General features: G+C 74.9%; 21 protein-coding genes. 9 read left to right on the top strand and 12 right to left on the bottom strand.

The annotated features are described in order from the left end of the window. Nucleotide 1: 1 nt before the first annotated feature. A complete protein-coding gene (locus D7I43_RS01955) occupies nt 2-2530 on the top strand; it encodes a transglutaminaseTgpA domain-containing protein (protein WP_420870177.1) in 2529 nt (842 codons plus the stop codon). Here D7I43_RS01955 and D7I43_RS01960 read toward each other — a convergent pair. Continuing rightward, nucleotides 2443-3729, bottom strand: a complete 1287-nt coding sequence (locus D7I43_RS01960) for an MFS transporter (RefSeq protein ID WP_120326582.1) — start codon at nt 3727-3729, stop codon at nt 2443-2445. The two genes, D7I43_RS01955 and D7I43_RS01960, sit on opposite strands and share 88 nt — an antisense overlap. Before the next feature lie 66 nt (nt 3730-3795). On the opposite strand from D7I43_RS01960, the gene D7I43_RS34005 reads away from it, so the two are divergent. Beyond that, complete coding sequence (locus D7I43_RS34005; protein WP_120326583.1) at nt 3796-4773, top strand: DUF5937 family protein; 978 nt, start codon at nt 3796-3798, stop codon at nt 4771-4773. A gap of 244 nt (nt 4774-5017) precedes the next feature. Here the strand turns inward: D7I43_RS34005 and D7I43_RS01975 are convergent, their stop codons facing one another. The 4 genes from D7I43_RS01975 to D7I43_RS01990 all read right to left on the bottom strand — a co-directional run bounded on the left by D7I43_RS01975 (nt 5018) and on the right by D7I43_RS01990 (nt 7838). Next, nucleotides 5018-5575: a GIY-YIG nuclease family protein gene (locus tag D7I43_RS01975; RefSeq protein WP_120326584.1), complete on the bottom strand. Its 558-nt coding sequence runs from the start codon at nt 5573-5575 to the stop codon at nt 5018-5020. Nucleotides 5576-5755: 180 nt separating this feature from the next. Next, entirely contained in the window at nt 5756-6514 is a 759-nt protein-coding gene (locus D7I43_RS01980; RefSeq protein ID WP_120326585.1) for an SDR family NAD(P)-dependent oxidoreductase, read from the bottom strand. Between the two features lie 2 nt (nt 6515-6516). Then, nucleotides 6517-7503 carry an alpha/beta hydrolase gene (locus tag D7I43_RS01985; RefSeq protein ID WP_120326586.1) on the bottom strand — a complete coding sequence of 329 codons (987 nt, stop codon included), beginning with the start codon at nt 7501-7503 and terminating at the stop codon, nt 6517-6519. Nucleotides 7504-7532: 29 nt separating this feature from the next. Further along, nucleotides 7533-7838: a putative quinol monooxygenase gene (locus tag D7I43_RS01990; protein WP_120326587.1), complete on the bottom strand. Its 306-nt coding sequence runs from the start codon at nt 7836-7838 to the stop codon at nt 7533-7535. 149 nt (nt 7839-7987) lie between these two features. On the opposite strand from D7I43_RS01990, the gene D7I43_RS01995 reads away from it, so the two are divergent. Together D7I43_RS01995 and D7I43_RS02000 are read left to right on the top strand one after the other, a co-directional pair. Continuing rightward, nucleotides 7988-8890 (top strand): AraC family transcriptional regulator, encoded by a 903-nt coding sequence (locus D7I43_RS01995; protein WP_120326588.1) that lies wholly within the window; start codon nt 7988-7990, stop codon nt 8888-8890. A 110-nt stretch (nt 8891-9000) separates the two neighbouring features. Then, on the top strand, nt 9001-10302 hold the full coding sequence (locus D7I43_RS02000; protein WP_120326589.1) for a low temperature requirement protein A: 1302 nt from the start codon (nt 9001-9003) through the stop codon (nt 10300-10302). A gap of 76 nt (nt 10303-10378) precedes the next feature. Here D7I43_RS02000 and D7I43_RS02005 read toward each other — a convergent pair whose 3' ends face one another. Next, nucleotides 10379-11170 carry an SDR family oxidoreductase gene (locus D7I43_RS02005; protein WP_120326590.1) on the bottom strand — a complete coding sequence of 264 codons (792 nt, stop codon included), beginning with the start codon at nt 11168-11170 and terminating at the stop codon, nt 10379-10381. Nucleotide 11171: 1 nt separating this feature from the next. Continuing rightward, nucleotides 11172-12149: an LLM class F420-dependent oxidoreductase gene (locus tag D7I43_RS02010; RefSeq protein ID WP_120326591.1), complete on the bottom strand. Its 978-nt coding sequence runs from the start codon at nt 12147-12149 to the stop codon at nt 11172-11174. 195 nt (nt 12150-12344) lie between these two features. Here D7I43_RS02010 and D7I43_RS02015 point away from each other — a divergent pair, with 195 nt between their 5' ends. Both D7I43_RS02015 and D7I43_RS02020 read left to right on the top strand, forming a co-directional pair. Next, nucleotides 12345-13529 carry a low temperature requirement protein A gene (locus D7I43_RS02015; protein WP_240032746.1) on the top strand — a complete coding sequence of 395 codons (1185 nt, stop codon included), beginning with the start codon at nt 12345-12347 and terminating at the stop codon, nt 13527-13529. A 53-nt stretch (nt 13530-13582) separates the two neighbouring features. Beyond that, a complete protein-coding gene (locus D7I43_RS02020) occupies nt 13583-14446 on the top strand; it encodes a DUF1028 domain-containing protein (protein WP_120326593.1) in 864 nt (287 codons plus the stop codon). Between the two features lie 7 nt (nt 14447-14453). Here the strand turns inward: D7I43_RS02020 and D7I43_RS02025 are convergent, their stop codons facing one another. Further along, nucleotides 14454-15122: a maleylpyruvate isomerase N-terminal domain-containing protein gene (locus D7I43_RS02025; protein ID WP_120326594.1), complete on the bottom strand. Its 669-nt coding sequence runs from the start codon at nt 15120-15122 to the stop codon at nt 14454-14456. Nucleotides 15123-15202: 80 nt separating this feature from the next. Between D7I43_RS02025 and D7I43_RS02030 the strand changes: the two genes are divergently transcribed. Further along, complete coding sequence (locus D7I43_RS02030) at nt 15203-15685, top strand: YbhB/YbcL family Raf kinase inhibitor-like protein (protein WP_204985125.1); 483 nt, start codon at nt 15203-15205, stop codon at nt 15683-15685. A 4-nt stretch (nt 15686-15689) separates the two neighbouring features. Here the strand turns inward: D7I43_RS02030 and D7I43_RS02035 are convergent, their stop codons facing one another. Next, a complete protein-coding gene (locus D7I43_RS02035; RefSeq protein ID WP_120326595.1) occupies nt 15690-16565 on the bottom strand; it encodes a phosphatase PAP2 family protein in 876 nt (291 codons plus the stop codon). A gap of 234 nt (nt 16566-16799) precedes the next feature. Here D7I43_RS02035 and D7I43_RS02040 point away from each other — a divergent pair, with 234 nt between their 5' ends. Next, on the top strand, nt 16800-17426 hold the full coding sequence (locus tag D7I43_RS02040; protein WP_240032765.1) for a DUF3159 domain-containing protein: 627 nt from the start codon (nt 16800-16802) through the stop codon (nt 17424-17426). 277 nt (nt 17427-17703) lie between these two features. On the opposite strand, the gene D7I43_RS02045 is transcribed toward D7I43_RS02040, so the two are convergent. Further along, the gene (locus D7I43_RS02045) at nt 17704-20604 is read right to left on the bottom strand and encodes a glycoside hydrolase family 48 protein (protein ID WP_120326597.1); all 2901 of its coding nucleotides are present in this window, start codon (nt 20602-20604) and stop codon (nt 17704-17706) included. Between the two features lie 1079 nt (nt 20605-21683). Here D7I43_RS02045 and D7I43_RS02050 point away from each other — a divergent pair. Continuing rightward, on the top strand, nt 21684-23024 hold the full coding sequence (locus tag D7I43_RS02050; protein ID WP_120326598.1) for a GH1 family beta-glucosidase: 1341 nt from the start codon (nt 21684-21686) through the stop codon (nt 23022-23024). Nucleotides 23025-23225: 201 nt separating this feature from the next. On the opposite strand, the gene D7I43_RS02055 is transcribed toward D7I43_RS02050, so the two are convergent. Together D7I43_RS02055 and D7I43_RS02060 are read right to left on the bottom strand one after the other, a co-directional pair. Continuing rightward, nucleotides 23226-23648: a roadblock/LC7 domain-containing protein gene (locus D7I43_RS02055; RefSeq protein ID WP_120326599.1), complete on the bottom strand. Its 423-nt coding sequence runs from the start codon at nt 23646-23648 to the stop codon at nt 23226-23228. Continuing rightward, on the bottom strand, nt 23645-26134 hold the full coding sequence (locus D7I43_RS02060) for a sensor histidine kinase (protein ID WP_240032747.1): 2490 nt from the start codon (nt 26132-26134) through the stop codon (nt 23645-23647). The genes D7I43_RS02055 and D7I43_RS02060 overlap by 4 nt, the downstream gene beginning before the upstream one ends. Between the last annotated feature and the right edge of the window lie 59 nt (nt 26135-26193).

Genomic DNA, 26193 nt, shown 5'->3' on the forward strand with positions numbered 1-26193 from the left:
CGTGCGCGAGGGACGACCGCCGGCCGAGCCGGACGGCGCGGCGGCCGGGCGCGGGCGTGTCGCCGGCGTGCTGCGGGCGGCGGCCGTGCCGCTGGCGCTGGTGGTGATGACGGCGCTGGCCGGGGTGGTGCTCGGTCGGGTGTACGCCGGTCCGCTGCTGCCCCGGCTCGTGGCGGGCGCCGCGGTCGGCTCGGTGCTGGTGAGCCTGGCCGCCCGGCGGCTGCCGTCCTGGCTGGTCGCCCCGGTCTCGGTGCTGGCGCTGGCGGGTTGGACGGCGTGGTCGCTGCGGCTGGCCGCCGCGCACGCCGACGTGCCGGGCACGCTGGCCGGGGTGGCCGCGGACGCCGCGCGCAACGGCATCCCCCGGCTGCTCACCGCGATGATCCCGGTGGAGCCCGCCCCGGACACCGTGCTGGTGCCGGTGGTCGCCGCCTGGCTGGCCGGGTTGACGGCCGCCGAGGTGGCGCTGCGGGCCGGCCGGGTGCTGGCCGGCTACCTGCCACCGGTGCTGCTGTACGCGGGCGCGCTCTACGTGGTGGGCCCGAACGCGGAGCCGGCGCTCTGGCCCACGGTGGTCTTCGTGGCCGTCGCGGTCGCCGGGCTGGCGGCCACCGCCCGCCCCGCCCGGGATCCGGCCGACCCGGTCGCCGGGCTCGCGCCGGGCGTGCGCGCGGCCGTCCGGGTGCGGCTGGCCGCCGGCGCGGCGTTCGGGATGGCCGTCGTGGTCGGCCTGGTCGCCGTCGTCGGGCCGGCCGTCGTGGCACGCGTGGACGGCCGGCCCGTCGACCCGCGCCGGTACGTCGAGCCGCCGCAGGTGGAGACGCTGGACGAGAACCCGCTGATCCGGATCTCGGGATGGGCCCTGCACCCCGAGCAGAAGCTGCTGGAGGTGCGCACCGACCGGCCCGGCGCCGGCCCGTCAACGGGCGACGTACCGGCGCGGGGACCCGTCGACGGCGACGGACCGGTCGACGGCGCGGCGACCGGCGGCCCACCGGCCCGCGAACCGCTGCGGATCCGGCTGGCGGTGCTCAGCGACTACGACGGGGTCACCTGGCGGGTCGGCGCCACGTACCGCAACGCGGGGCGGATCCTGCCGGCCGCCGTCCCGTCGCCGGGCAGCACCGTCGAGACCGTGCACCAGGAGATCACCGTCGCCGAGCTGACCGGGCGGCTGCTGCCCGCCGTGGCCACGCCGCGCGAGGTCAGCGGTGCCCGGGTGGCGTACGACCGGGAGACCGGGACGCTGATCCGGCCCGAGGGGTTGGCGCCGGGGCTGCGGTACACGGTCACCTCGGAGCGGGAGCACGTCGACTCGAACCTGCTCACCACGGCGAACGTGCCGGCCGGGGACTCGGTGGCCCGCGTGCTGCGGGTGGCCGACGGTGCGCCCGAGCCCCTCCAGCGGCTGGCCGCCCAACTCGCCGAGGAGAACGGCGCCCCGTACGCCCGGGCCGCGGCCATCGAGCAGTTCCTCGCCGAGCACTACCGGCTGGTGGCGGACGCGCCGAGCGGGCACGCGTACCCGAACCTGGCGTTCTTCCTCTTCGGTCCCCGCAACGGCGGCGGGCAGCGCGGCACGTCGGAGCAGTTCGCCGCCGCGTTCGCCGTCCTCGGCCGGCTGACCGGCCTGCCGACCCGCGTGGTGGTCGGCTTCGAGTCCACGGGGGACGGTCCGGTGACCGCCGGGGACGCGTTCGCCTGGCCGGAGGTGCTCTTCGACGGGCTGGGTTGGGTGCCCTTCCACCCGCTGCCCCGGCCCGACCAGGAGCCCCGGCCGGTGGAGGAGGACTTCCGCCCGGCGCCGGACGACCCGCCGCCGTCGGAGGCGCCCGAGCCCACCCTCGAACCGACCGCGTCGCCCGAGCCGGAGGCGGCGGCGGGCGGGCCGGCCGACGCGGGCGGGCTGTCCACCCCGGTGCTGGTGGGCGGCGGCACCGGTGGACTGCTGCTGCTGGTCGGTGCGGTGCTGCTCACCCTGCTGTCGATGCGCCGCGCGCTGACCCGCGCCCGACTCGATCGGGGCGACCCCGCCCAGCGCATCGCCGGCGCCTGGCGGGAGGTCACCGACGCGCTCCGGCTGGCCGGCCATCCCGTCGGCCCCGACCTGGCCGCCACCGAGGTGGCCGCGCGCGCCCGCCGCGCCGTCCTGTCCACCGGCCGCGACGCGGCCACCACCGGCCGGGCCGCCCGCGCCCGCCGCGCCGTGCCGTCCACCGGCCACGACCTGGCCACCACCGACCCGGCCGCCGGCGCCGTCGGGCAGGGCGCACCGGGAACGGCCACCGCCGCCGTCCCGCACCCGGACGACGCACCCAGCCCCGCCGACGCCGGCGCGGGCGTCGGCGTGGAGGAGCTGGCCGACCTGCTCAACCAGGTCGCGTTCGCCCCCGGCACCGCCACCGGAAAGCAGGCCGCGCGGGCCACCGTCGTCGCCCGGTCCTACGTGGACGCCCTGCGCGCCACCCGTTCCCGGATCCGCCGCCTGCTGTGGCCGGTCCATCCCGGCCCGCTGCGGTGGCGCCGCTGACCGGCGCCGTCAGCCGGCCGGCGGGGCACGAGCACCGCCGTGGCCGCCGTGGCGGCGCCCGCGAGGGCGATCGCCGCGTGGACGGTCGTCGCCTGCGCCAGCCCCCCGAAGAGCGCCGGCCCGAGCCCCTGGAACGTCATGAGCCCGGTCGACAGCAGACCGAACGCCTGCCCGCGGACCCGCCCGGGCACCGCGTCGAGGAACGGGCGCTGCACCCCGAGCGAGTAGGCGAAGCCGACCCCGCTGGTGGCCATGGCCGCGGCACAGGCCAGCAGCGGCGGGTCGAGTGCGAGGAGGACCGGCGGCACGCCGAGCACGAGGATCAGCGGCGCCACGAGGCGCCGGCGTACGGCGGGCCGGACCAGCCGGCCGACGACGAACTGGCCGGCCAGCATGCCCAGCGGCGAGCACGCCAGCAGCGCGCCGAACGCCGCCGGCGGGAACCCGCGCTCCCCCGCGTACGCGACGAGCAGCGCCTCCGCCCCGACCACGAACGCGCACGGCAGCCACTGGACGAGAAGCAGCCGGCGTACCACCGGGTCGGACAGGAGGCCCGCGACGGTCGACCAGCTCTGGCGTACGGCCGAGACGCCGGCGGCCGGCGGTGCCGGCAGGTCCGGGAGGCCCCTGCGTACGAGCAGCGCCGCGCCGAGGTGGCAGGCGGCGCAGGCGAACAGCGCGTGCCGGGCGCCGAGCGTGGCGACCGCGACACCGCCGCAGGCGAGACCGAGCAGTTGGGCGCCGCCGGCCGCCATGCCGATCAGCGAGCGGCCGAGCACGAACGCGTCGCCGGTCAGCACGTCGGCGACGACCCGGTTGGCCGCGCCGCCGAACACGGGTGTGCCCGCCGCGACGATCGCGACCACCGTGAGGCACAGCCACGCGGGCAGCGGCAGCGCCGCCAGCGCGACGGCGGCCGCGCACTCGGCCAGGTAGCCCGCGACGATCAGCGGCCGGGGCCGCATCCGGTCGGCGAGCGACCCGAGCAGCAGCCCGCCCACCACCTGGGGCAGGAACCCGACGCCGTACGTGAGCGCGGCCAGCCACGCCGACCCGCTGGCGGTGAACACGAGGACCGACAGCGCCACGATCCGCAGCATGTCCGCCGCGACCGCGACCACGCGGCTGACGAACACCACCCGGAACGCGGGCACCGCCCACACGTCGCGGTAGGCCGCGGGAGCTTCCACCGTCGCCATGTCGGAAGCCTGCGGCGGGAGGGAGCGGGCACGCCAACGTTACGGGTACGGCCGTAACATCGGGCTGTGCTCCGCTACCTCGTCGGCGCGGACGACCTGCTGCACAGCCGGTTCGCGCTGTCGCCGGGCTTCGAACTCGCCAGCCTGCTGCGCGTCCTCGACCGGATCGACCGCGGACGACCGGAGCAGCTCGTCGCCCGGCTGCGGCCGGCCTTCGAGCGGCTGCGCCGGGCCGATCCGGCCGTACGCGCGCTGCTGGCGCTGCACCACTCGCGCGGCGGCGCCGGCTTCGTGGCGCCACCCCCGACCCGCGGCGCCCTCCAGACCATCGACGACGACCTCGCCGCCGTCCGCGCGGCGCCGCTGGACGTGGCACGGTCGGAGATCACGGCGAGCCTCGCCGCCCGGCCGCCCGCCGACCCGTCGGTGCGGGAGATCCTCGACGCGCCCGACGTGACCGCCCGCCTCGCCGAGGCACTGCGGCGCGCGTGGGACGCCCTGCTCGCTCCCGACTGGCCGCACCTCCGGGCGATCTGCGAACGCGACATCGTCTACCGCTCCGGCCTGCTGGCCCGGCACGGCTGGGCGGCGGCGCTCGACGGCCTCCACCGGAGGGTCCGCTGGCACGACGGCGCCATCGAGGTGACCCGGATGCGCGACACCACCGTGACGGCCGGCGGCACCGGAATGACCTTCATCCCGTCGGTCTTCGTCTGGCCCGGCCTCGCCGCGCACACCGACGACCCGTGGCCGCGCTGCATCATCTACCCGGCCCGGGGCATCGCCGAATGGTGGACGGGGAATCCCGCCCGGCCGTCGGCCGCGCTGGAGGAGCTCATCGGCCGGTCCCGGGCCCGCGTCCTGGTCGCCCTCCGCGAACCGGCGAGCACCACCCAGCTCGCCCGGTCGATCGGCGTGCCGACCGGCTCGGTCGGCGACCACCTGCGCGCGCTGCGGCGCGCCGGCCTCCTGGACGCCGCCCGCGCCGGCCGTTCCGTCCTCTACCGGCGTACGCCGCTCGGCGATCTCCTGGTCGGCAACTGACTCTGCGCTCAGGAGGTGGTGCCGCCGACGGTGGTCTCACCCCTCCCCCGCGGCGGCGTCCTCCGCGTCGGGTGTGGCCCGTAGCCGGCGTCGCTGCGGCCGGCTGACCATGAGCTCGACGGGTCGTGAAGGCCTTCAACCGCATGGGGTACCACGACATCGAGGACGGGACGCGGCCGCCCGCGCCCGAGCCGGGACGGGCGGGGACGTGGCCCAGCCGGCGGGCGCGACCGCGAGCGTCCGTTCAGGAGGCGGCAGGTCGCGGGCCGGCGCTCGCCGCGTAGGCCGCTTTCGCGGCCTTCACCAGGTCGCGCACCTCGCCCGGCCGCGCGCCGTCGACGTTCAGCGGTGGTCGGAGGCTCGTGATCAGTGCGGTCTCGTGCTGCCGGGGCTGCTCGCACGCGAACCAGGTCAGCCGCAGGTTGGCCCGCATCCAGGCGGTGAGACGATCCTCGTCCTCGGGCACGAGGACAACCCGGTCGGTCCAGGTCGTCCGGTAGCGTTCGGTCGGCAGGAGCAGGCCGGCGAGCGTCCGGCGCAGGGTGGAACTCCCCGAGCGCGCCAGGTGGTTGCGCACGACCCTGGTGCGGAGGCTGGTCGCGATCCCCAGGTACAGGAGGCGGACATCCGGGTCGGCGTCGTTGGGTGGGCCGGGCAGGTCGGGAAGCACGCCGGGTTCCGCCCACCACGCGTAGAGGCCGGCCGTACGCGGTAGGAGCGGCACGGCGTCGACGAGGGGTACGGGCGTGTCGTTCAGACCGTCGCGGACGGCCCGGGTGTGGGCGGTGACCGGCGTCGTCATGTGTGGACAGCCTCCCGGTGAGGGGCCGCGTGAGTCCCCGGGGCGGGGCGTCGGTGCGTACGGCAGCGTAGCGGCGCCGCGCCCGCCGCGGTCGACACGGCCGTGACCACGGTCCCGGCCGCCGTCACGCGGTGGCCGGGACCGTGGCCGGCTGTCCGCGGCGCGGACCGGCCCTCGGCGCTACAGGTTGTACCCGCCGGAGACCTCGATGTCCTGCGCGGTGATCCAGCGGCCCTCCTCGCCGAGCAGGGCGGCGATGGCCAGCCCGATGTCGTCCGGCTCGCCGAGCCGTCCGAGGGCGGTCCTCGCGGCGAGGCCGGGGATCACCTCGGGGAAGCGCGCGAAGGCGTCGTCGGCGATCCGGGTGCGGGTGGAGCCCGGGGACACCGAGTTGACCCGGATGCCGCGGACGCTGAACTCCTTGGCCATGTAGCGGGTCAGCACCACCAGCCCGCCCTTCATGGTGCCGTAGGCCGAGTATCCGGGTTCCATGCCGGCGAACAGTGCCGAGTTGCTGGCGACGTTCACGATGGCGCCGCCGTCGGCCAGGAGCGGCAGCAGCGTCTGGGTCAGGAAGTACGGGCCCTTGAGCAGGACCCGCAGCAGCCCGTCGAACATCTCCTCGGTGGTGTCCTCGAACATGGCCATCTGGCCGTAGCCGGCGTTGTTGACGAGGTGGTCGAACGTGTCGCGCTGCCAGGTGTGGCGCAGGGCGGCGGTCACCGAGTCGCGGAAGGCCGGGAAGGTCTCCGATCGGCCGACGTCCAGCCGGAGCGCGACGGCCGTGCCGCCGTCCTTCTCGATCGCCGCGACCGTGTCCAGCGCCCCCGACTCGTTGCCGTTGTAGGTGAGGATCACCCCGGTTCCGCGCTTGGCGACCTGGATGGCGGCGCTCTGTCCGATGCCGGAGCTGGCGCCGGTGACGATGGCGACCCGCATGGTCAGCCCTTCCTTCCGTTCGTGTGTGGCTGGGCAGTCGTGTGGAGCACCCGGGCGAGCCAGTCGTTGCGCGTGCGTCGGGCCGCGGCCGAGACCGGCACCCGCGGGTAGAGGGCGTCGAATCCGTGGAAGCCGCCGGCCCAGACGTGGAGTTCGGCCTGGCCGCCGGCCGCCCAGATCCGGCTGGCGAAGTCGACGTCCTCGTCGCGGAAGACCTCGGCCGAGCCCGCGTCGACGTACGTGGTGGGCAGGCCGGAGAGGTCGTCGGCGAGCGCGGGAGACACGTACGCGGGCACGTCCTCCCCGGCGAGATCGCCGAGCACCGAGCGCCAGCCGAACTCGTTCATCTCCCGGGTCCAGACGCCGGGTTCGCCGGAGTACTGGCGGCTGGAGACGGTGCGGTTGCGGTGGTCGAGCATGGGGCCGATGAGCACCTGGGCGGCGATCGCCGGGGTGCCGCGGTCGCGCGCCATCAGGGTGACCCCGGCGGCGAGGCCCCCGCCGGCGCTCGCGCCCGCCACGACGAGGCGGGCCGGGTCGATGCCCAGGTCGGCGGCGTGCTCGGCGGTCCAGAGCAGACCGTGGTAGCAGTCGTCCACGAGGGTCGTCCCGGTGACCTCCGGCGCCAGCCGGTAGTCCACCGAGACCACCACGGCGCCGAACAGGTCCAGCCACTCCAACGGGATGTCGAGCTGCGAGTAGCGGTCCCCCATGACCATTCCCCCGCCGTGGATCCAGTAGACGCACGGCGCGGTGGCGGTGGTGGCCGCGGCGGGGCGGAGGATCGACAGTGGGATCTGCCCGCCGTCGGGGGCGGTGATGGTGACCTCGCGCCGTTCGACGGCACGGCCGTCGAGCAGTGCGTCGACGGGCCCCGACGCGAGCGGGCGGATCTGCGCGAACACCTCCATGTCGAGCCGGGGCACGAACGGCATGTCGGCCAGCAGCGCGCGCAGCTCGGGGTCGAGGTCGGGTCGTGCCAACGTCACGGTGGGTCCTTCCTTGCTGCGGGGCGGTCTCAGAAATCGGCCTTGCCACCGGCGGGCACCTCGTCGGTGTACTGCGACTCGCCGACCAGCAGCGGCTGGAGCCGGGCGACGAACGCCTGCGCCGCCTCGGTGGCGAAGAACGCCTGGTGGGCTTCCTGGCTGGTCCAGCCCTCGGTCACGTGGACGACGTCCGGGTCGCTGGCCGAGCGGCCGACCAGGAACACGACGCAGTCCGGGTGCGGCAGGGAGGGCGCGTCGAGCAGAAGCGCGACCGCCTCGTCGCCCCGGCCCGGCCGGGCGGTCACGGTGGCGTGGAAGCCATGGTTGACGACCATGATTGGCTGTCTCCCTCTCGATGAGTTGCCGTGGGATATCGACCACCCAATCGAAACAGGGCCACCAGGGAAAACGTTAGAAAGATCGTCTCGAACTCTTGCCTGATCCTCTCATTGTCGGGACCATCGGATGGTGCTTCAATCGGGTCGTGAGTCTCGACGAACTGCGTGACCTGGTCATCCGCCATGCCCGGCCCGACGCGACCACGGCCATCGACGACGTTCTCGTCTCCCGGGTCGAGGAGTCGACTCCCCCGTCGTCGTCGATGTCCGGCACGGTGCTCGCGGTCATCGCGCAGGGCGCGAAGCGGCTCGCGCTGGGCGACCGCGTCTACGAGTACCGCGCCGGGCAGTACCTCATCGCGTCGGTGGACCTGCCGGTCACCGGCCACTTCACCGAGGCCACCCCCGAGCGGCCGGCGCTGGGCTTCGGCATGATCCTGCGCCCCGCCGCCGTGGCCGAGCTCCTGCTCCAGGCGGCCCCCGGAGACCTGCCGCCCGTCGGCGGCGGCACCCCGTCCAGCATGGCCGTGAGCGACGCGCCGGACGAGCTGCTCGACGCGGTCGTCCGCCTGCTACGCCTGCTCGACCACCCGCGCGACGCCACGGTGCTGGCGCCCCTGGTCAAACGGGAGATCCTGTGGCGGCTCATCACCGGTGAGCAGGGCGCCGTCGTCCGCCAGCTCGGCCTCGCCGACAGCAGCCTCTCGCACGTCGCGCGAGCCGTGCAGTGGATCCGCGACCACTACACGCAGTCCTTCCGGGTCGAGGACGTGGCCCGCCGGTCCGGCATGAGCGTGTCCGCCTTCTACCGCAACTTCCAGGCGGTCACCGCGATGAGCCCGATCCAGTTCCAGAAGCAGATCCGGTTGCAGGAGGCCCGGCTGCTGCTCGCCACGAATCCCAGCGACGTCACCGGGGTCAGCCGTCGCGTCGGCTACGAGAGCCCCTCACAGTTCAGCCGCGAGTACCGCCGGCAGTTCGGCGCGCCGCCCAGCCAGGACACCGCCCGCCTGCGCGCACCGGCCGCCGCCGCGCCCGCCGCGCTGTGACGGTGGCCCGTCCCCGACCGCTCCGGCCGGACGCGACCCGGCGGTCGCCGCCGGTGCCGGTTCGACGCGTAGCCGGCACCGGCGTGATCGGTTGCTGACACACTGCCGATGTGAGGACGAAGCTGCCGTCGCGCGCACTGAATCTCGGCGCACCCGGTTCCCGCGTGACCCGGCTGGAGCTGTTCTACGACCTGGTGTTCGTGTTCGCGTTCCTGAACGTCAGCTCGTTGACGGAGGCTGATTTCAGCGTGCAGGGACTGGTGGAGGCCCTGCTCGTCCTGTCCCTGCTGTGGTGGTGCTGGAGCGGCTTCGCCGCGCTCGGCAACATCCTCCGCGCCGACCAGGGCGTCATGCCGCTGCTGGGGTTCGGCGTCATGGCGGCCGTGTTCGTCCTCGCCCTGTCGACCGACACGGCGTTCCGGAAGAATCCCGGGAGCTTCGACGGCCTCTTCGTCTTCGCCTGCGCCTACACGCTGATGTGGGTGATCCTGATCGCCGCGCTGTGGAGCACCGTGCCGGCGCAGCGGGGACCGAGGCTGCGCTCGCTGGTCCTCGCGGTGCCGATGGTGCTCGGCGTCGCCCTGATCGTCGTCGGCGCGATCGTGCCGCAGCGGCTGTTCACCAGCGACGTCGCCGACAACGTACGCATCGGGTGCTGGGCACTGGCGCTGCTGGTCGAGTACGCGGTCGGTCTGCTGCTCGGCCGCACCGGCTGGCGGCTGCGGTCGATGGGGCACTGGGCGGAGCGGCACGCCCTGATCGTGCTGATCGCCCTGGGCGAGTCGGTCCTCGCCCTCGGCGTGGGAGCGACGAACCGCAACGGGCGGCCGATCAGCGCCTCCGTCGTCGTGGCGGCCATGCTCGGCATCGCGGTGATCGCCGCCCTGTGGTGGCTCTACTTCGACGTCCTCGCGTCGCGGGTGGAGCAGATCCTGCACGGGGTGCGGGGGCCGGAGCGCATCCCCGCCGCCCGGGACGTCTACACCTACCTGCACCTTCCGCTGGTCATCGGCGTCATCCTGTTCGCGCTCGGCCTGGAGCGACTGCTCGGCGGGATCATCAACCGGCCGGAGGCCACCGCGCACAGCGCCGTCGGCGGGCTGGACGTCGTCATCCTCCTGGGCGGGGTCGTCCTGTACCTGCTGGCGCTCGTCGCCGTCGAGCTGCGGGTGTCCGGTCGAGTCGACGTCGTCCTCGCCACGTCCGGCGCGCTGCTGGTGGTGTTGATACCGGTCGCCGGCCAGTTTCCCGCGCTGATCGGGTTGGCCATGCTCGCCGTGGTCACCGTGGCGACGGCCGTCGTCCAGTTGGCGGCCAAGCGGGGTGTCCGCCGCCGGGTACGCGACCTCATCCAGCAGGAACAGGACGCGTTGGAGGCGGCCGCGAGCCAGTGGCGGCAGCGGTACCTGTGACCGCGGCCCCGGCCCGCTCACACGACGCGGCACGACGCGGCATCCCGGCCGGGCCACCTCCGCGGCGGCGGGACGGTCAGGTCGTGAGGCGGCGGACGAGCTTGCGCAGCCCGGCCTGCCAGCCGTCGGGGTCCTCGGCCCGGCGCCTCGCGTACGCGGCGACCTCCGGGTGCGGCAGGATCAGGAAGCGCTCCTCGGCCAGCCCGGCCACGGCGGCCTCGGCCACCTGGTCGGCGGTGAGGATCGCCCCGGAGGCGGCGATCACCCGCGCCCCCAGGTGCCCGGCGGCCAGCCCGTCGGCGAGCATCGGCGTGTCCACGCCCTGGGGGCAGAGCGCGCTCACCCGGATGCCCCGGTCCCGGTAGGTGATCGACAGCCACTCGGCGAAACCCACCGCCGCGTGCTTCGTGGCCGTGTACGCCGCGTCGCCGACGGCGGTGAGCACGCCCGCCGCCGAGCACGTGTGCAGCAGGTGGCCGCCGCCGCGGGCGAGCATCCCCGGCAGCACCGCCCGCGCGGCGTAGACGTGGGCGAGCACGTTCACCCGCCAGGCGCGGTCCCAGGCCGCGTCGTCGACCTCGATGCCGCCGCCCGTGGTGACGCCCGCGTTGGCGCAGAACAGATCGATCCGCCCGTACCGCCGCTCGGTGTCGGCGACGAGGGACCGGACCTGGTCCTCGTCGGTGACGTCCACGGTCGCGGGATGCGCGACCGGGCCGATGCCGTCGGCGACGGCGTGGGCCGCGTCGGCCTCCAGGTCGGCCACCACGACGGCGGCGGCGCCCTCGGCGGCGAACCGGCGGGCCAGCGCCGATCCGATGCCGCCGGCCCCGCCGGTGACCACCACGATCCGGTCGGTGAGGTTCACGTCAGTGCTCCTGCCCGGTCGGTCCGAGCCGGGCGATGAGCGCCGCGAGCGCCTCCGGGCCGGCCGCGCTCAGCTCGGGTGTGGGCAGCAGCGCCAGCACCGGCACGTCGACGCCGGCGTCGGCGTACCGGCGCACCTGTTCCCGGACCTGCTCGGGCGAGCCGTGCAGCACCAGCGCGTCGACCACCTCGTCCGGCACGGCCGCGAGCGCGCCGCGGCGGTCCCCGTCCGCCCACGCCTTCCACATCGGCGCGAGCGCGTCCCCGCGCCCGAGCCAGCGGTGGAACGCGGCGTACGCCGGAACGGTGAGGTAGCTGGTGATGAGTCGGCGGCCCAGGGCCCGGGCGTGCGCGGCGTCCTCGGTGGGGCAGACGAAGATCCGGGCGACGACGTCGAACCCGGCGCGACGCTCGCCCACCTCGGCCAGGGCCCGGGGCACGTCGCCGGCCGCCAGCCAGTTGAGGATGACCCCGTCGGCCTCGGCGCCGGCCAGCCGCAGCATGCCGGGGCGCAGCGCGGCGAGCATGACCGGCGGCGGCGCGGCGGGCGGGCGTTCCAGGGCGAACCGGCGCACGGCGAAGGTGTCGAAGGCGCCGTCGACCGTCTCCCCGGCCAGCGCGGCGCGCAGGAACCGCAGCACGTCGCGGGTACGGCGGAACGGCTCGTCGTACGGCACGGCGTTCCAGTCGCCCACCACGACCGGCGACGAGGCGCCGATGCCCAGTGCGAACCGGTTGGGCGCCACCTCGGCCAGCGCCGCGGCGCTCATGGCGAGCAGACCCGGACCGCGCGTGTAGACCGGCACCACGGCGGTGCCGAGGCGCATCCGGGGTTGCCAGGTCGCGGCGAGCGTCAGCGGGGTGAACGCGTCGGCCCCGGCCACCTCGGAGGACCAGAGGTCGGTGAAGCCGGCCCGCTCCAGGGCCGCGTAGACCGCGGCGTGGTCGGCGAGGGAGACCCCGCCCAGCGGCACCGTCATGCCCCATCGCGTCGTCATCGGTCGATACTGCCCGGTAACTACGCTCCTGGGCAAGATCCGGGTCCGGTGCGGAGACGGCCCGGGTTTTCCGGTTGCCGACGGACGGGCGCACCGGCGGTGCTACGACTGCGGAATGGAGCGAATCGTGGACGGACCTGGCTGACCATGGCCACCGGCGGGAGGATCCGCCCGGCGATGGCCACCGACAACCCGGGACAGGCCACCTTCCTGGAGCTCTTCTTCGACCTGGTCTACGTCTTCGCGCTGACCCGGATCTCGGCCCGCGCATTCGAGGATCTCGCCGTCGACGAGGGCACCGCGCACGGGTGGAGCGCCGTGACCGGCGGGGGCAAGACGCTGCTGCTCCTCCTCGGGCTCTGGTCGGTCTGGCAGGGCACCGCCTGGGTCACCAGCCGGTACGACCCGCGCCACGCCGGCGTGCAGAGCATCATCATCACCGCGCTGGTCGCGAGCATGGTGATGGGTGTGGCCATCCCTCGGGCGTTCACGGCGACCGGGCTGATGTTCGCCTCGGCGTACGTGATCGCCCAGGTGTCCCGGCCGCTGATCCTGCTCGTCGCCCTCGGCCCGCACCGGTACCGCCGCCTCAAACTGCGGATGACGATCGTCTTCGCCGCGACCGGGGTGCTCTGGATCACCGGCGCGCTGCTGCCCACCAACCCGAAGGTGGTGCTCTGGACGGCCGCCCTGTCGGTCGAGTACCTCGCCGCCCGCTTCGGCTGGCCGGTGCCCGGGCTCGGCCGTTCCACCATCTCCCGCTGGGACATCGCGGGTGAGCACCTGGCGGACCGCTACCAGCAGTTCTTCCTCGTGGCGCTCGGCGAGACGATCCTGGTCGCCGGCCTCGCCTACAGCACGGGGCCGTACGCGGAGGGCCATCCCGCCGCGTTCGCGCTCGCGCTCGCGACGTCGATCCTGCTGTGGCGGATCTACATCCAGCGAGCCGGGCAGATCCTCGGCGAGGCCGTCGGCAAGGCACGGCATCCGGCGAACATCGGCCGGTCGGCGGCGGACACCCACCTCGTGATGGTGGTCGGGCTGACCGCCGTGGCGATCGGCTACGAACTGGTCATCAGCCACCCGATGGAGCACCCGCCGGTGGCGTGGCTGGCCATGGTCATCGGCGGGCCGGTCCTCTTCCTGGCCGGGCGGGCCAGGTTCGAGTTCGAGGTGTTCGGCCGGGTGTCGCCGTCGCGGTGGATCGCCGTCCTCGTGCTGCTGGCGGCGACACCGCTGCTGGTGCACGCCGCGGCGCTCGTGGCGAGTACCACGGCGGTCGTGGTGCTGGCGGCCGTGGCGGTGGCGGACGCCCGCCGCGCACACGGCCGCCCACCGGAGGCGGCCGCGCCGCCGTTCTGACCCGCCTTCGCGGGGGTACGACACCCGGGCCGCTCCCCGGCTACTCTCTGCCGGTGACCTTCTCGATCGTGGCCCGCTCGGACGACGGCCGACTGCACGGCGTGGCCGTCGCGAGCAAGTTCCTCGCCGCCGGCGCCCTCGTGCCGGCCGCCGAGGCCGACGTCGGGGCGCTGGCCACCCAGGCCAGCGCCAACCTCGCCTACCGGCCGCAGGGGCTGACCATGCTGCGCACCGGCGTGCCGGCCGCCGACGTGGTGGCGGGTCTCGTGGCCGCCGACGGCGAGCGGGACCACCGCCAGCTGGGCGTGGTCGCCGCCACCGGGCCCGGGGCCACGTTCACCGGCGCGAAGTGCCACGACTGGGCCGGCGGCCAGGCCGGGGAGGGCTGGGCCGCGCAGGGCAACATCCTGGTCGGCCCGCAGGTGATCGACGCGATGCGGGACGCCTGGCTGGCCGGCCCGGCGCTGCCGTTCCCGCGGCGTCTGCTCGCCGCGCTGCGTGCCGGCGACGAGGCCGGCGGGGACCGGCGCGGCCGGCAGAGCGCCGGGCTGCTGGTGGTGCAGCGCGGCGGAGGGTACGGCGGCAACAGCGACGTCGTGGTGGACCTCCGCGTCGACGACCACCCGAACCCGGTCACCGAGCTCGACCGGCTGCTCGCGGTCCACACACTGCTGTTCACCCGGCCCGACCCGGCCACGCTGCTCGACCTCACCGGCGCGGTCGCCGCCGAGGTCGGCACGCTGCTGGCCGCGCTCGGCCACCCGGTGGGGCCGGCCGGCCCGGAGGAGGCGCTGGTCTCCTGGGCAGGGATGGAGAACCTGGAGGAGCGACTCGTGCCGGGGCGCATCGACCCGGTGGTGCTGGAGCACCTGCGCCGCGCGGCCCCGCACATCCCCACCCCCCGCACCGCCTCCTGATCGTCCGTCAGGCGGCGAAGGAGAGCCAGCGGAAGCCGGACGCCTCGGCGACCGACCGCTCCCGGTCGGTGAGCGGCGACCGGCCGGTGGTCTTGCGGATGAGCGTGAGCCGGTCCCAGCCCAGCTCGGGCGGGACCGGCCGCCCACCGGTCAGCAGCTCGGCCACCACCCGCGCCGCGGTCGGGGTGAGCCACGGTTCGCGGTCCAGCGCCGCGGCGAGGTCCAGCCCGTGCACGCCGACCTCCACGACCCGCGTACGCAGGAACTCGGTGAGACTCATCGCGTCGCCGTGCCGGGTGCGGACCACCCGGTCGGGTGGCGCCGCGGCGACCGCCGCGTCGGTGGCCCGCCACGCCCGGTCGAAGTCCGCGACCAGGGCCGGGCCGTCGAGCTCCCGGGCCTCCCGCCGGCCGCTGTCGACACGTGCCGCGTCGACCTCCGGGGTGAACTTCGCCGCGCCGAAGTAGCCGGCCGCGTCCACCTCGGCCCGCGGCGGAGCGGGCGCGGCCAGCATGCCGGCGAGCCGGCCGACGCCGGTGCGGACGTGGGCGAGCAGCTCCCGTACGCGCCACGGCCGGCAGTCGGTCGGGCGGTCCAGGTCCGCCTCGGACAGGCCGCGCAGCACGTCGCCCAGGCGGGCGCACTCGTCCCGGAACGCCTCCCGCACCGTGTCCATGCCTTCTCCCCTCCGTCGCCGTCGCCCGTACCCTCTCACGGGCGGCCCGGCCGTTTCGGCACCGGCCCGACGGGTACGCGGTGGCGCACGCGAGTGAGGGGGACGCCACCATGGCCGGGATCATGATGCGCAGCAGCGCGTTCAACGACCACGACCTGCTGCCGGCTCGCTTCTCCCGGGAGGGCGGCAACATCTCCCCGCCGCTGGAGTGGTCCCAGGTGCCCGACGGGGCCACCGAACTGCTGCTCCTGGTCGAGGACCCGGACGCGGGGCGTACGCCGTTCCTGCACTGGCTGGTCACCGGCATCCGGCCGGTCTCCGGCGGGCTGGCCGAGGGCGCGGTGCCCGAGGGCGCCCGGGAGTGGCCCAACGGGTTCGGCGACGTCGGCTGGGGCGGTCCCCAGCCACCGCGCGGCGACGACCCGCACCGGTACTTCTTCCGCCTGTACGCGCTCGACGGGCCGCTGGAGCTTCCCGCCGCGCCGCAGGCCGACGACGTGCACCGGGCGGTGGCCGGTCACGAGGTCGCCAGCGGCACCATGGTCGGCAGGTTCTCCCGCTGAACGGTCAGCCCGGGTGCCGGGGCACGAGCCGGTGCACCACGGCGAGGACCAGCGCCATGACCACGGCCATCGTGCCGGCGATGCCCGCGGCGCTGCCCGCGTAGCCGACGAACAGCGCCCGGCGTCCCAGCTCCTCCGGGTCGACGCCGCGCAGGTCGACCAACCAGCCCAGCGCGAGCCCGCAGATCGCCAGGCCGATCAGGCCGGCGACGCCGAGGACCGTGGCGGCGACCCGGTGGGCGTCGGAGGCGCGCGCCCGCTCCCGCTGGCTGATCAGCAGCACCATCCCGGCCAGCGCCGCCCAGATCCCCACCACGAGGAAGGCCGCCGCCGCGTCGCTGGGCCGGTGCCAGCCGGCGGACAGGGTGGCCACACCGGCGACGGCCGCGTAGCCGGCGCCCAGGAACGCGCCGAACGCGCGCACCTTCGCCGGCAGCACGAGCACGAGCGCCACGGCCACCGACGCCGCCACCGTGGCGTGGCCGCTCGGCAGGCTGTTGCCGGCGTAGACGCGCGTCAGGTCGATGCCGAGGTCGGGGCGGGACAGGCCGTGCTTGAGCAGCTGGGTGCTCACGTTGGCGCCGGCGATGAGCAGCGTCGCGGTGATCGCCAGGGCGATCCGCCCGCGCATGAGCGCGATGAAGCCGATCACGGCGGTGGCGGCGAGCAGGGAGACCACCGACATGGCGTTGAGGATGCGGTCGACCGGCTCGTCGATCCGGTCCCGCCCGATCCGGTTGCCCGTCAACGCCACCGTGTCGATCCACTGGCCGAGCCCGGTGTGGACCGCCACCCGCCACAGGACGACGAACGCGGCCACCTGGACGAGCGTGAACACGACCAGCCAGACCACCGTCCAACCCCTCGCCGTCGCGCGCACGCGCCCACGTTAGCGAGCGGTCCGCGGCGACCGGCGGGAGGCCTCCCCGGGCCCGCGGACCCGCCCGGGGGCGGGTCCGCGGGCCCGGGGACGGATAGGTTGGGACGGACGTGAGGAGGGACGGTGACTGGCACACCGGAGCACGACGCGCGTACCTCGGCGGCTCCCGCCGGGGACGATCGGCGGGCCGACGCGGCCGGACCGGCCGCGCCCCCGGCGGAGTCGCTCGCCGACCTGCTCGGCGGCCGGCGCGGCGCGATCGACGCCACCCTGCCGCCGGTGGCGTTCGCCGCCGGCTGGCTGCTCGGCGACGAGTCGCTCTGGGCCGGGGTCCTCGCCGCCGTGGTGACCGCCAGCGGGGTGGCGCTGTGGCGCCTGCGCCGGGGCGACCGGCCGCGCTCGGTGCTGATCGGTCTGCTGGCGGTCTGCGTGGCCGCGCTGATCGCGCTGCGCACCGGCCGGGCCACCGACTTCTTCCTGCTCCAACTGCTGTCCAACGCGGCGAGCGCGCTCGCCTGGGCGGTCAGCGTGGTGCTGCGTTGGCCGCTGCTCGGGGTCGTGGTCGGCGCGGCGCTCGGGCAACGGGGCCGGTGGCGGCGGGATCCGGCGCTGCTGCGGGCGTACGGGCGGGGCAGCTGGATCTGGACGGCCACGTACGTGCTGCGTCTGGCGGTGTTCGTGCCCCTCTACCTCGGCGGTCAGGTGGTCGCGCTGGTGGTGGCCCGGGTGGCGCTGACCTGGCCGTTGGTGGCCGCCGCGCTGGCGGTGAGCTGGGTCGTGGTGCGCCGGTCGCTGCCGGCCGGTCACCCGGGGCTGCGGCACCCGGTCGCGCCGGTGGCCCCGCAGCCGGGGCCGACATAAAGGAGAGAGGCCACCACGGGGGGAGCGGCCTCTCTCGGTCAGGTACGTTACTCCGTCCCGGCCCGCCACGTGATCCCGCGACGGCCCTTTTTTCAGCCCGTTTTCACGCCGGATCCGCCCCCGCGGAGTGGATGGGCCGGCCGATCCGCCGCGTCGGCCGGATGGCCGGCCCACCCCGGCCCGGCCGTGGGGTGCCGGGCCGTCCGTCGCCCGGCCCGGCGTGCCCTCCGGGCCCGGCGACTCCGGGGTGGGCGCGACGCCCACCCCGGGGACAGGGTCAGCCGTTGGGGAAGAGGTTGCCGTAGTCGGCGTACGCCATCGCCACGTCCGCCTGCGCCCAGAACCGGTGGTACGTGAACTCCGGCTCCGGTCCGCCGTCGAGGTACGCCTGCACCTTCGGCCAGTCCGGGTCGCGCTTGTAGAACGAGCGGATGTCGACGAAGCTCTTGCCCGCCGCGATGGCGTCACCGTTGGGCATCGTCCCGGTCCAGCCCGGCGGGACGTACAGACCCTGCCCGGTGGCGGCGTCGTAGACGTCGTCGAAGCGCCGGTAGTCGCCCCGCTTCTCCGGCGTCGCCACGCCCTTGGCGTCGCTGGCGGCGTGCAGCGCGTCGAGCAGCCCCTTGGCGGTGTCCTTCGCCGCCGCGTTGCCGGACTTGGCCGCGTACGCGATGAGGGTCCGCGCGTACGCCGCGGCGATGCCGACGTCGCGGCCGGTGCTGATCACCTCGACGTGCAGGTTGGTGTTCGGCTGGGGGCTGGTCGGGTTCCAGGTGGCCGGCTGGCCGGTCCAGCGCAGGTCCGACGGGATCGACCAGTTCGTGCCGAGCGTGGTGTTGGCGATGGCCCACGGCACCCACTTGTCCAGCAGCGCCTTGGCGCGGGCGTTGCCGGTCTGCAGGTACAGCTCGGCGACCCGCTGCATCGACCAGGCCTGCATGCCGAACCACTGGTTGGACGGCGGGTCGTTGTAGACCGGGTCGACATCGTAGTACATGCCGTAGAACGTGGACGTGCCGGCCGGCGGCTGGCCGTAGTGGCCGCCCCAGCTGTTGGTGGCCCCGCCGGCGATGCCGCCCTCGGCCGACTGCAACCAGGTGTAGAACTCGAGCTGCCGTTCGAGGCTCTTCGTCCAGTCGGACACCGCCGTCGGCGACTGCGGCCGCAGTTCGGGAGTGTTGGTGAGCGCCCAGGCCGCGAACGGGTTCTGGTAGCCGAAGTGGTTGTGGCTGGAACCGATCCGCCAGGACCAGTTCTGGCTGGTGTCGTAGGCGCCACCCCAGGCGTAGTACCAGGACAGCAGGTAGTGCGCGGAGTCCCGGCCGGTGCCCGCCGGGCAGGTGCTGGCCCCCACGCAGTTGCCGATCTTCTTGAAGTACTTGTCGAACATCGCGTACCGCAGGTAGTCGCCCATCCGGGCGGCCTTGGCGACGGTGGCCGCCACGTCGGCCTGCCGGCCCTGCGCCTTGGCCCAGGTCAGCGCCCAGTACGCGGCCTGCACGGCCCGGGCGTCGGCGTCCGGCGCGTTGGTGTACTTCCACTGCTTGGCCGGGGCGTTCGACTCGGAGACGAACAGGTCCAGGTAGCCGTACCGTCCACCGTGGGCGAAGGTGTCGCAGGACGGCTGGGGCACCGTCTCCCACACCGACTCCTGGGTGCCGCGCTGGAAGGTGTTGATGTACGCCGGCCGGCTGGTGCCGTCGCCGCACCGGCCGTAGCCGTACACGTTGTCCACGTCGAGCAGCCAGTGCATGCCGTAGATGTCGCCGGTGCCGTAGGTGGACTGCAGCTCGGCGCGCAGCGGGTCCTGACCCACGGGCACCGACGGCTCCAGCCGGGACGGGTACTGGTTCGGCTGGTCGTGCTCGGCGGCGTACTGCGGCGTGCCGGGCGCGCCGGCCGTGGGCTGGTCGGCGTGCGACGGGATGATGTACTTCTCCATGACCGTCCAGGCGTTGTTGAACGGCGCCCAGTTCTGGGTCACCCGCCCGTACTGGGCCTCCAGCCACAGCCAGAAGCTGAACGCCTCGGAGGTCGTCTCGTGCCCGTGGTCGGGCGCCTCGACGATGAGCGTCTCGATCGAGTGGTACGGCACGCCCTCGGGGCTGAAGTAACCCGAATTCTTGATCTTGCCGTACTGGTCGAGGAACCGCTTCACGTACGCGTTGTCGCCGCCCGGGCTGTCGTTGTCGACCTCGGTCGCCGTGATCGCGAGCGGGGCGTACCCGGTGGCGGACGCCGTGATGGTGGCCGTCCCGCCGACGGTGTCCGCGTCCTCGGCCGCGGCGACGGTCACCGTGACGCCGGTGTTCCAGTTGGTGGGGGTCAGCGTCACGGTGCCCGGCGAGACGGTGATGTCGGTGTCCCCCGACCGGGTCAGGGTGACCGGCACGTTGCCGCTCGGCGCGGCGCTGAGCTTCAGGTTGACCGTGGCGCTGCCGCCCTCGGAGACGCTGACCGCGGACGGCGTGGCGACCAGGACCGGCCCGGTCGCCGGGGTCACCGTGAAGGAGCGCTCGGCGGTGGCCGTGAGGTTGGCGTTGTCGTACGCCTTGGCCTGCACGGTGTACGAGCCGGCCGGCAGATCCTCCAGCGTGTAGGCGTACGGCGCCGTGGTGTCGGTGTTGACGAGCAGGCCGTTGCGGTAGAACTCGACCTTGCTGATGGTGCCGTCCGGGTCGCTGGCCGTCGCGGTGAGCGGCACGTCGGCGGGGGCCTCGAACGGCCCGGCCGGCACGTCCAGCGCGACCGTCGGCGGCTGCTGCGCGGCCCCGCCGCAGGTCACGCCGTTGACCGAGAACGAGGTCGGCGCGGGGTTGCTGCCGGTGTGGGAGCCGTTGAAGCCGATGGTCGTGCTCGCCCCGGTGCCGAGGCTGCCGTTCCAGGCCTCGTTGGTGGCGGTGACCTGGTTGCCGCTCTGGCTCCACCGCGCCGACCAGCCCTGGGTGACCCGCTGGTCGCCCGGGAAGGCGAACCGCAGCGTCCAACCGTTGATCGGGTCGCCGAGGTTGCGGATGGTCACGTTGGCGGTGAAGCCGGTGTTCCAGTCGTTGGTCGCGTAGACCACGTCGCAGGCGGGCGCGGCCTGGGCGGCGCCGGCGGGCACGGTGGCCCCGCCCACGGCCAGCACGGCGGCGACGATCATCGCGAGCCGGCGGCGTTGTGCCGGGTGTCTCATGCGCGGTGTCTCCTCGGACCAGGCCGGGGCGTTCGCCCCGGCGAGGCGCCGTGCCGCGGTGGGTGGTGGCGTGCGGCGTTCCACGGCGCCCGGGAGTGGGTGGTCGCCCCGGGCCCGGGCCGGGGTAGCGGAGGGACTTGCCCTGCGGGCGCCCTCCGGGTGCGTGCGTTCGACCGAGCCGGTCGTGCCGGCTGCCCTTCGGCGACCCGCGTGCGCGCGAGCTGGCTCCTCGTTCGCGCTGGGACGACAGTCTGTCATGGAAGCGCTCCCACGACAAGCATGCGATCGGGATGTTTCGATCTCGTTCGGGGTCTTTTGCAAACGGGTGACGGGCGTTACAGTCGCAAGCATCGTCGATGGGAGCGCTTCCATCGACAGCGGTGCAACAACAAGATCGCCGGACCGTCCTGACCCGACGGCCGGGGACCAGCCCGAAGGCTGACGGTGCGCCAGCCCGGACGCCGCCGCCAGCCTCGCCCGCCACAACGGAGGGAGGTGGATCCGAAAGCCACTCGCGTGGCCCGGCTCCCGCGCGACACGCACGGCAGGACGCCCATTCCGCCCGTGCGTGTGCAGCAACGGTGGGGACGGGGGTTGCCCTCCCCCGTCCCCACACTAAACCCCGTCACACGATGGGAAAAGAGGCCGACGGGACAGGCGCGAACGCCGCCCGGCCGGCCCCGACCACCCCGCCCACCCCACCCCCGGCCGGCCCGGCCGCTGCCCCGGGCCAGCTCCCGCCCGGCCCGGCCAGGCCCCGGCCCAGCCAGGCCCCCGCCCAGCCAGGCCCCGCCGGCCTCGCCCGACTCGGCCCGGTCGGCCCCGGCCCAGCTCGCCCCGCTCACCCCGCTCACCCCGCTCGGCCCGCCTCGGCCCGCCTCGGCCCGGTGATCATGAGGTTACCGGGCCCTTCTGTCCCCTTCGTCCCCGCTAACGTCATGATCACCGCGTGTCGGGCGGGCGCCGTCGCGCGTGCGGTGCCGGCTCCCGCCGGCACGGTGCGGGCGGCTCGACGGGCTGCCCTATGCTTGGGAGCGCTCCCGTCCTCGGCGGGAGCTTCGCGTCCACGAGGAGAACCGATGTCGATGTCCACTCCGCAGCGCCCGCCGCTGCGCTTCCCACCCGACTTCGGCTGGGGCGCGGCCACCTCGGCGTACCAGATCGAGGGGGCGGTCAAGGAGGACGGCCGGGGCGAGTCGGTCTGGGACACGTTCAGCCGGACGCCGGGGCGTATCCGCAACGGCGACACCGGTGAGGTCGCCGCCGACCACTACCACCGGTACCGCGAGGACCTGGACCTCATGCGCGACCTCGGCCTGCGCAGCTACCGGTTCTCCATCGCCTGGCCCCGGATCCAGCCCGACGGCACCGGTACGCCCAACCAGCGCGGCCTGGACTTCTACCGGCGGCTCGTCGACGGCCTGCACGAGCGGGGCATCGCCCCGATGGCCACCCTGTTCCACTGGGACCTGCCCCAGGCGCTGCAGGACGCCGGCGGCTGGGAGGCACGCGACACGGCGTACCGCTTCGCCGACTACGCCGAGGCGGTGTTCCGCGCCCTCGGCGACCGCGTTCCCGTCTGGCTCACCATCAACGAGCCGAAGACGGTGGTGCAGAACGGCTACCTCTCCGGCCACCACGCGCCCGGCCGGCAGGACCCCGACGCCGCCTACCTCGTGGCCCACCACCTCCAGCTCGCCCACGGCCTGGCGGTACGGGCGCTGCGCGCCAACGGCACGGGACGGATCGGGCCGGCCTTCAACCTGCACCCCTGCTACCCGGCCGACGACTCACCGGAGGCGACGGCGGCCACCCGCCTCTACGACGGCTACGAGAACCGCCTCTACCTCGACCCCGTCCTCACCGGCCGCTACCCCGACGACGTCCTGGCGGACCTCGGGCCGGACAGCCGGATGGTGCGCGGCATCGCGGACGGCGACCTGGAGATCATCTCCTCCCCGGTCGACCTGCTGGCCGTGCAGTACTACACGCCGATCTACGTGACGGCCGCCGGCGACACGGTGCGGCGGTGGCCGACCTCCGAGGCGGAGTGGCAGCAGATCTACCCGGAGGGCCTGTACGACATCCTCACCCGGGTCACCCGCGACTACGGGCCGATCCCGATCACCGTCACGGAGAACGGCCTGCCCACCCCGGACACCCTGGACGCGCACGGCACCGTGGACGACGCCGGCCGCGTCGCGTTCCTCCGCGACCATCTGGCCGCCGCCCACCGGGCGCTGGCGGCCGGGGTGCCCCTGGAGAGCTTCCACGTCTGGTCGCTGCTGGACAACTTCGAGTGGGCCGAGGGGTACGACCAGCGGTGGGGCCTCGTCTACGTGGACTACGCCACCCAGCGCCGCGTCCTGAAGCGCAGCGCGCACTGGTACCGCACGGTCATCGCCGACAACGGCTTCTGACCCGCGGCCCGGTCAGGGCGGGCCCGCGTCGCATCCCGCCTCGGGCCGGCCAGGTGACGCCGGCCCGCCGCGGCCGCGAACGCCGCACGCCGCTCCGGGCCGGCCACGAACGTCGCCCGCATCCCGGACCGGCCGCGAACGCCGCACCCCGCTCCGGGCCGGCCACGACGCCGGCCCGGGGCCCGGGCCGGCCGGGGCTGGTCAGCGGGGCAGCGCCTGCTGCAACTCGGCGCGGAGCGCCGGCGTGAGCATCTCCCCCGCCTGCTTGGCCAGCCGGGCCATCTCGTAGCCCACGACGCCGATGTCGGCGTCGGCCGCCGCGAGGGTGGCGAGGATCGACCCGTCGCGGACCTGCATCACCAGGAAGTAGCCGCGGCCCATCTCGACCACCGTCTGCTTGACCACGTCCCCGTCGAACATCTGGGCGGCGCCCGAGGTGATGCTCATCAGCCCCGAAGTCACCGCGGCCAGCTTGTCGGCGTGGTCGCGGGGCAGGTGGTCGGAGACCGCCACGAGCAGACCGTCCGAGGAGACCACCGCCGCGTGGGCGACCCCGGGCACCCGCTGGGCGAAGGCGCTGACGAGCCAGCTCAGGTCCCGCGCCTCCTGACTCAACGTCGTCACTGTCGTCGTCCTCCCTCCCCGGCGCCGCCGGTGGGCGGCACGGGTATCTCGGTGGTGTCCTCCGCCTCGGCCCGCCGTACTCCGTTGTAGAGGCGGGAGAGCATTCCGCCGACGGCCTCCGGGTCCGGCTCGTACGCCGCCGGGGCCGGTGGGTGCGGCGCCGACCCGGTGACCGCGGCGAGCTGGGCCATCGGTACGCGCACCGGCAGGCCCCGGGCGTTGACGCCCCCGGTCACCGGCGTCGGCGGCGGGACGACCGGGCCGGTGACGGCCGGCGCCGGTGATCCGTGCCGCGACCACCAGCCGCCTCCGGACGGGGCGGCGGCCGGGGCGAGGACGTCCTCGGCGCGTACCGGCGTCCGGCGGGTCTGCCGGGGGACCCCGGCGGGACGGCGTCCCGCCACGGGCCGGTCGACCGCGCCGGCCGTCCCGGCGATCCCGGCGGTGAGCATCCGTGCCGTCGCGGCCGGCTCGATCTGCCCGGTCGGCGCCGGCGCGAGCAGCGCGCCCGGCAGCCGGATCACCGCGACCAGGCCGTCCTGCCCGCCGTGCAGCCGTACGCGGACGCCGAGCCGGGACGCCAGGTGGCTGACCACGAACAGACCCATCCGCTCGACCGTCGCCACGTCGGCGGCCGGCGGCGTGGCGAGCACGCCGTTCGCCTCGGCGAGAGCACCGGGGCTCATGCCCAGGCCCCGGTCGGTGATCTCGACGACCGCGCCGGCCCCCTCGGCCCGGGCGGTGACGGAGACGGTGGTGTCCGGCCGGGAGAACGCGGTGGCGTTCTCCAGCAGCTCGGCGAGGAGGTGCACCAGCTCCCCCACCGCGTGCCCCACGACGTGCAGCTCGGCCACCGACTCGTGGCGGACCCGCTGGTACTGCTCGATCTCGGCGGCGGCGGCGAGCAGGACGGCGCCCAGCCCGACCGGCCGGGGCCACCGCCGGGTGGACTCGGTGCCGGCGAGCACCAGCAGGCTCTCGTCGTTGCGGCGCATCCGGGCGGCCAGGTGGTCCAGCTTGAACAGGTTCTCGAGCTGGATCGGATCGCCCTCCTCGCGTTCCAGCTCGTCGAGCAGCTCCAGCTGCCGTTCCACCAGCACCTGGCTGCGCCGGGCGAGGTTCACGAACATGGCGTTGACGTTGCGCCGCATCATGGCCTGCTCGACGGCCACGCTCACGGCGCTGCGGTGCACGGCCACGAAGGCCTCCGCGAGTTCCCCGATCTCGTCGAGCGACCGGACGACGGCGGGCGCGACCTCGATGTGCGGCACGCCGCCGGTGACCGTGCGCAGCCGGTCCAGCGCGTCGGGCAGCTCGACCTGCGCGATCCGCAGCGCCTGGCCGCGCAGCACCCGGATGGACCGGGCGACGGACCGGCCGACGAGGAGGGAGATGAGCACGGCGACCAGCAGCACCGCCACGATCCCGCCGACCACCAGCAGGGTGGTGCGCAGCTGGCCGGCGGCGGCGCCGTCGGCCTGCCGGACCGCGTCGTCCAGCACACCCGCCTCGGCCTGCCGCAGCAGCTCCTGCCGTTCCTCGCTGGCGGCCCACCACTGCGCGGCGGGCAGCACCGCGGGCGCCGCCCCGCCCGTGGGGAGGCTCTGCTCCTCGAGCCGGGCGGCGGCCGTGAACGCCGCGTCGACCGACATCTCGTCGTACCGGCGGATCTGGTCGGTGGTGGCGGCCACCCGGAACGCGCCGAGGGCGGTGAGCTGCTGGGCCCGCAGGTCGGAGAGGACGATCTGGTCCTCCGGCCCGTACCGGCCGGCGCGGGCGGCGGCGTACAGCTCGGCGCGGATGCGCGAGGTCAGCTCCTTGACCCGGGCCAGCTGCACGTAGCGCAGCACCGCGTCGCTGAGGGCCGGGCGGTCCTGGCCGGGGGTGGGTTCGGCGAGCAGGTCGAGCAGGGCGCCGACGGCCCGGTGGTAGGTGCCCAGGATGGTGTCGCTGCTCAACACCGCGGGCGGCACGGCCGGTCTGATGTAGACGATCTGGTCGTACGCCTCCAGCACCTCGGAGTACGCGACCCGCCAGGACGCGTCCGCGTCGGCCAGCGGCTGCGCCGCGCGGCGCAGGTCGGCGACGGCCTGGTCGGTGGCGGCCTGCAACGGCTCCAGCGCCGTGATCGCGGCGTCCCGGTCGGCCGCGCCCGCCGCCCGGCGCAGTTCGGCCAGCTCGCCGGCCGACCGGTCCCGCTCCTGCTGGATGCGGTGCACGGCCGCCGTGATCTGCCGGCCGATGCCGACCTGCTCGGCGAAGTCGCTGAGCACCGTGGTCTGCCCGACGAGGGAGCGGGTCTGCACGCCGGCCAGGACGAGGAACGCCACCGACGGGACGACGAGCACCGTGGCGAGCTTCGTCCGCATGCGCCAGTCGCGCGGCCGGAGCGGGGAGCGGCGCCGGTGCGGCACGACCCGGACGTCGAAGCGACGCCGGCGGTGGCTGGACACCGCGCCGCGCGTCGGGTCCGCACCTGCGCCCACGCTGCCTCCTCCTCCCCGCGCGTCCGCCGCGACCGGGGAGCGCAGTCCATCCAACCAGG

This window comes from Micromonospora globbae, from assembly GCF_003610785.1.
GTDB lineage: Bacteria > Actinomycetota > Actinomycetes > Mycobacteriales > Micromonosporaceae > Micromonospora > Micromonospora globbae.

Coding starts and splice junctions, on each gene's coding strand:
- D7I43_RS01990 (WP_120326587.1), bottom strand. CDS start 7,838: ATGGTCGTCAACCATGGCTTCCACGCCACCGTGACCGCCCGGCCGGGC.
- D7I43_RS02015 (WP_240032746.1), top strand. CDS start 12,345: ATGGCCACCGACAACCCGGGACAGGCCACCTTCCTGGAGCTCTTCTTC.
- D7I43_RS02050 (WP_120326598.1), top strand. CDS start 21,684: ATGTCGATGTCCACTCCGCAGCGCCCGCCGCTGCGCTTCCCACCCGAC.
- D7I43_RS01960 (WP_120326582.1), bottom strand. CDS start 3,729: ATGGCGACGGTGGAAGCTCCCGCGGCCTACCGCGACGTGTGGGCGGTG.
- D7I43_RS02045 (WP_120326597.1), bottom strand. CDS start 20,604: ATGAGACACCCGGCACAACGCCGCCGGCTCGCGATGATCGTCGCCGCC.
- D7I43_RS02025 (WP_120326594.1), bottom strand. CDS start 15,122: ATGGACACGGTGCGGGAGGCGTTCCGGGACGAGTGCGCCCGCCTGGGC.
- D7I43_RS01980 (WP_120326585.1), bottom strand. CDS start 6,514: ATGCGGGTCGCCATCGTCACCGGCGCCAGCTCCGGCATCGGACAGAGC.
- D7I43_RS02010 (WP_120326591.1), bottom strand. CDS start 12,149: ATGACGGTGCCGCTGGGCGGGGTCTCCCTCGCCGACCACGCCGCGGTC.
- D7I43_RS01975 (WP_120326584.1), bottom strand. CDS start 5,575: ATGACGACGCCGGTCACCGCCCACACCCGGGCCGTCCGCGACGGTCTG.